The organism is Stenotrophomonas sp. STEN054 (genome assembly GCF_056854535.1).
On sequence record NZ_JBXFWG010000107.1, the window covers coordinates 1 to 2,935 of the forward strand.

The 2,935-nt window shown below is 65.5% G+C and carries 4 protein-coding genes; all 4 read right to left on the reverse strand.

The window, feature by feature from the left end:
- Positions 1-156 precede the first annotated feature (156 nt).
- The 4 genes from AC1VXD_RS19795 to AC1VXD_RS19810 all read right to left on the reverse strand — a co-directional run bounded on the left by AC1VXD_RS19795 (position 157) and on the right by AC1VXD_RS19810 (position 2,573).
- Positions 157-657 carry a hypothetical protein gene (locus tag AC1VXD_RS19795; protein WP_482993476.1) on the reverse strand — a complete coding sequence of 167 codons (501 nt, stop codon included), beginning with the start codon at positions 655-657 and terminating at the stop codon, positions 157-159.
- 31 nt (positions 658-688) lie between these two features.
- Positions 689-1,441 (reverse strand): HAD family hydrolase, encoded by a 753-nt coding sequence (locus tag AC1VXD_RS19800; RefSeq protein WP_482993477.1) that lies wholly within the window; start codon positions 1,439-1,441, stop codon positions 689-691.
- A gap of 122 nt (positions 1,442-1,563) precedes the next feature.
- Positions 1,564-1,974: an EF-hand domain-containing protein gene (locus tag AC1VXD_RS19805; protein ID WP_108767525.1), complete on the reverse strand. Its 411-nt coding sequence runs from the start codon at positions 1,972-1,974 to the stop codon at positions 1,564-1,566.
- Between the two features lie 227 nt (positions 1,975-2,201).
- Positions 2,202-2,573 (reverse strand): hypothetical protein, encoded by a 372-nt coding sequence (locus AC1VXD_RS19810; protein WP_482993478.1) that lies wholly within the window; start codon positions 2,571-2,573, stop codon positions 2,202-2,204.
- Between the last annotated feature and the right edge of the window lie 362 nt (positions 2,574-2,935).

Here is a 2,935-nt window from a genome sequence, read left to right on the forward strand (position 1 = left end):
ACCACTTTTTTTTCACCCAGACCCCGGCAAACGACAGGAGCGCTAGTCTCGTGGGCTCGGAGATGTGTATAAGAGACAGGAACACCATCGGTAGCGCCGCGCCATGCCCGGCGGCCTCCTGGGCCGCGCGTCGCGCTCGCCGGGCATGGCCCGGCGCTACCGCAGCTGGCGCTTCAGCGTGGCATCGAGGGTGATCGGCCGGTCCCAGTGCTCGTAGCTGGCCACGATGGCGTGGCGCACGGCGCGGACATGCAGGTTGTCCGGCTTCACCGGCATGCGCGTGACCACCGCCTCCCAGCCCCCTTCCGGGTTCTGGCTGAAGGCGCGCACGCTGTCGCGGCAGGTCTGGCCGCTGGCCTTGGCCCAGAAGCAGGCGAAGTAGATATCGCCGGCCTGCCAGCCGTGGGTGGTGAACAGCGCGCTGATGTACCCGCGCGGCACGTTGGCGTAGCGCGACACCTCGTCAAGGAAGGCATCGGGGTAGCGCTCAGCGTAGTGATTGATGTCCTGCAGCTGGGCATCCAGCCAGCGGTCACCGGTTTCAACCGTGTAGGCCGCCGAACGTTCGGCGGTCTGCTGGGCCAGCACGGTGGCCGGCGCCAGCAGCAGGAGCGACAGCAGCAGGAGCGAGCACATCTGGATCGGGACACGGTTCATGCCCCGATTCTGCCGCAGCCGCCGGGTCCTGTCAGGCCGCTGCAGCGGCCTTGGCCTCGATCGTGGCCAGCGCGGCCGGCCAATCCCAGGCGGTATCGGCGGTGACCATGCGCGGTTCGTCGTCGGCCACGCCATGCTGGGTTTCGTGTGCCCAGGTGACCGCGTACGGGGTGTGGATGCCCCAGCCGCCGAGGGTGACCACCGGCTCGATATCCGAGCGCAGCGAGTTGCCGACCATCACGAACTGCTGCATCGGCAGATCGAATTCGGACAGCACGCGGGCGTAGGTTTCCGGATCCTTCTCGGAGACGATCTCGATGCGCGGGAACAGCTCGTGCAGCTTGGCCACCTTGATCTTGGCCTCCTGGTGGAACAGGTCGCCCTTGGTGATCAGCACCACCGGGTACTGCTCGGCGATGGTTGCCACCGATTCGCGCACGCCGTCGATCAGGTCGACCGGGTGGCGCAGGGTTTCATGGCCGATATCCAGCATGCGCTGGATGTCCTTGGCGTCGATGCGCTGGCCGGTGATGTCGATGGCCGCTTCGATCATCGACAGGACCATGCCCTTCACCCCATAGCCGAACACGGCCAGGTTGCGCTGCTGCACTTCCAGAAGGTGGCGGGCGGTCTGGGTGTCGTGCACGTCGACGTAGCGCGACAGCAGGTCCAGGTAGTCCTGCTCGGCCTTGCGGTAATAGTCCTCGCTCTTCCACAGCGTGTCGTCACCGTCAAAACCGACCAGGCCGATGGCGCGCGAGCGCGCAGGCGTGGAGGCGTTCATCCGACAAGGATACAGGGGTGCGGAGGGCAACAAAAACCCGGGCGGCCTTCGCCGCCCGGGCCCCATGCACCGGTTGCCCCGAACACAACCGGATTCATTCAACCGGTTTCATTCAACGGCGATCAGTTGCCGCCGCCGGCACCTGCACCCGCCCCGGCCTGCTGGGCAGCCACGAAGGCCTTGTACTCATCAGCGCTGAGCTCGCCGTCCTTGTTGGTGTCGGCCTGGTCGAACACCTGGGCCAGGCCCGCGTTCACCTGTGCCTCGGACTTGCTGATGGTGCCGTTGCCATCGGTATCGATGCTGGCCCAGGTCTGGCCGCCGCCACTGGCCTGTGCCTGCGCCGACGCAGCCGCACTGGAGGCCTGGTCAGCCGCCTGGCCCGCCTGGGCTGCCGACTGCTGGGCCTGCGCCGCCTGATTCTGTGCCTGGGCTGCCTGCTGCTGGGCGCTCTGCGCCATGGCTGGGACGGCCAGCACACTACCGGCGGCAACGATCAGGGCGAGCAGGGGCTTGCGGTTGCGAATAGTCATCAGGTGGATCTCCTCTGGGTGGTGGAGCGCGGGGTGTTGTCTCCGCACGGCACCTACCCTGCCACCGCGTTTCTGAATCGATTTTGCGCCGCGACCGCCGTGCATACATCCCATTAACCACTCGAAATGGCGCATGGTTTACTGCGGTGGTTAGGGCAAAGTGAGCGGTCCATAAGGCGCACATTCAACGCAGCCGGATTTAACCGGTACGCAACGAAAAACCTGCGTCAATCGACGTTCCGCGTGGATGACCGCGAACTGAACAAGACCCATCCGAGTGCAACACCGGAGAGCGCGCCGGCGATTTCCAGCACCACGCGGCTGCCGAGTTCGTTGGGGTCGTGGATGGTGGAGAGGAAGATGCGCGCATACAGCGGCGACTCCAGCCGGACGATGCCCATGTAGAACAGCTTCCACATGTCGATGCCGGCGGAGATGGCGACGGAGAACACGCAGGCCCAGCCAATGGCATGGCCCATCGACCAGCGCAACACGCGGCACAGGTGATGCCAGAGGAAGTACACCAGCAGCCCGACCAGCAGGGCGATGGCACCGGCTTCGAAGGAGCCGAGCAGGCCGAAGTGCAGGGGAAGGTTCATGCAGGTGGGCAGTTGGGAGGCGGTAGTGAGTGTAAGGGTATTGGCAGGGCTTGCAGCCCTGCACCTGCAGAAGCAACAGCAAGACCCTGCATTCCGTGGGATGGCGGGGCACTGTGGGTTTGCGGGGACGCCGTAAATCCGTCCATGGAGGCTTGGTCGCCGCATGCTCGTGTGCGCTGTCCTGCGCACACGGCAAGACCGGGGTTGGGCGTCCTGCCCAACCCGCCCGAGGCATGCCTCGGGCCCATGCGGCTCACACCCCAAACCCACAGTGCCCCGCCTCTGACAGATTCCGGCGACTGTTGGTGGGTGCCGACCGTTGGTCGGCACATCTGTCAGATATCGAATGAATTCATCCGTGC